The sequence below is a fragment of the Streptomyces sp. SID11385 genome, from assembly GCF_010548245.1.
Lineage (GTDB): Bacteria > Actinomycetota > Actinomycetes > Streptomycetales > Streptomycetaceae > Streptomyces.
Window position 1 is genome coordinate 1 of sequence record NZ_JAAGLR010001160.1, and the last position, 2,043, is coordinate 2,043.

At 78.1% G+C, this 2,043-nt stretch carries 1 protein-coding gene; it reads left to right on the forward strand.

Features of this window, described 5'->3' with window-relative positions; all coding sequences use genetic code 11:
* A partial coding sequence (locus tag G3I42_RS35285; protein ID WP_164291729.1) for a DUF5682 family protein occupies window positions 1-2,043 on the forward strand: 2,043 nt, incomplete at both ends.

Consider the following 2,043-nt stretch of genomic DNA (forward strand, 5'->3'; position numbering starts at 1 on the left):
GCGCTCGACGCCGCGCGGCCCGCCGTCGTCCTGATCGAGGGCCCGCCCGAGGCCGACGCGCTCGCCCCGCTCGCCGCCGACCCGGATCTGCGCCCGCCCGTCGCGCTCCTCGCCCACCTCGTCGACGAGCCCGCGCGCTCCGCCTTCTGGCCCTTCGCCGCCTTCTCGCCCGAGTGGACGGCCCTGCGCTGGGCCGCCGCGCACGACGTCCCCGTCCGTTTCATCGACCTCCCGGCGGCCCACAGCCTCGCGCTGCGGGACGAGGAGGAGGGGAGCGCGGAGGAGGTACGGGAGGAGGCGGCGGAGGACGCGGCGGACGGTGAGGCGGTCGAGGACGCGGGCCCGGCCGCCGTACGCATCGACCCCGTCGCCGTCCTCGCCGAGGCCGCCGGGTACGACGACCCGGAGCGGTGGTGGGAGGACGTCGTCGAGCACCGGAGCGGCCCGGGCGAGGGCGGCACTAGGGACGACGGCCCGGCGGAGGGCGGTCCTGCGGAAGGCGGACGGGCGCGTGACGGCGCCGAACCCCCGTACCCCTTCGGCGCCTTCGCCGCGCTCGCCGAGGCGATGACCGCGCTGCGCGAGCGGTACGCGGACGGCGGGCACCCGCAGGACGCGGTGCGCGAGGCGCACATGCGGCTGTGCCTGCGCGCCGCCGAGAAGGAGTACGGGCCGGAGGCGGTCGCCGTCGTGTGCGGCGCCTGGCACGTACCCGCCCTCGCCACGCGCGTCCCGCTCGCCACCGACCGCGCGGCGCTGCGCGGGCTGCCCAAGGCGAAGACGGCGCTGACGTGGGTGCCGTGGACGCACCGCAGGCTCGCGCGGGCGAGCGGCTACGGCGCGGGCATCGAGTCGCCCGGCTGGTACGGGCACCTCTTCGCCGCGCCCGACCGGCCCGTCGAGCGGTGGCTCACGAAGGTCGCGGGGCTGCTGCGCGAGGAGGACAAGCACGTCTCCTCGGCGCACGTCATCGAGGCGGTACGGCTCGCCGAGACGCTCGCCGTCATGCGCGGGCGCCCGCTCGCGGGCCTCGGCGAGACGATGGACGCCGTGCGCTCCGTCATGTGCGAGGGCTCCGACGTGCCGCTCGCGCTCGTCCACGACCGGCTCGTCGTCGGCGACGTGCTCGGCGAAGTCCCCGACAGCGCGCCCGCGATGCCGCTCCAGCGCGACCTGACCCGCCTCCAGCGCGCGCTGCGCCTCAAGCCCGAGGCGCTGGAGCGCACCCTCGAACTCGACCTGCGCAAGGAGAACGACGTCGCGCGCAGCGCCCTCCTGCACCGGCTGCGCCTGCTCGGCGTCGAGTGGGGCGTCCCGGCCGCCTCGCACGGCAGCACGGGGACCTTCCGCGAGACGTGGACGCTGCGCTGGGACCCCGAACTCGCCGTACGGGTCGCCGAGGCGGGCATCTGGGGCACGACGGTCCTCGGCGCCGCCGAGGCACGTGTCGTCGCGCGCGCGGCGGAGGCGCAGCGGCTCGGCGAGATCACCGCCCTCGTCGAGGCGAGCCTGCCCGCCGCGCTGAGCGAGTCGCTGCCGTACGTGATGCGCGCGCTCGCGGACCTCGCCGCGCTCGACACGGACGTGGCCCGCCTCGCCGAAGCGCTCCCGGCGCTCGTGCGCACCCTCCGGTACGGGGACGTGCGCGGCACCGACACGGGCGCGCTCACGGAGGTGGCCGCGGGCCTCGCGGAACGCGTCTTCGTCGGCCTGCCACCCGCCTGCGCGGGCCTGGACGAGGAGGGCGCGGCGGCGGTGCGCAAGCAACTGGACGCCGTGCACGGCGCGGTGGGACTCCTGGCGGACTCGCTGGAGGCGGGGCGGGAGACGGCGGCGGGCGGCGCGGGGGCGGTACCGGAGGCGGGGCCGGGGACTTGCGCCCCCGCACCCCCACCCACCGTCCCCCACGCCGGCCTGCGGCAGCGGTGGTACGGCGTGCTGCGCCGGATCGCCGGGCGGGACTCGGCGGCGGGGGTGGTGCGGGGGCGGTGCGCGCGGCTGCTGCTCGACGTGGGGGAGTGGGAGCGGGAGGAGGCGGCGCGG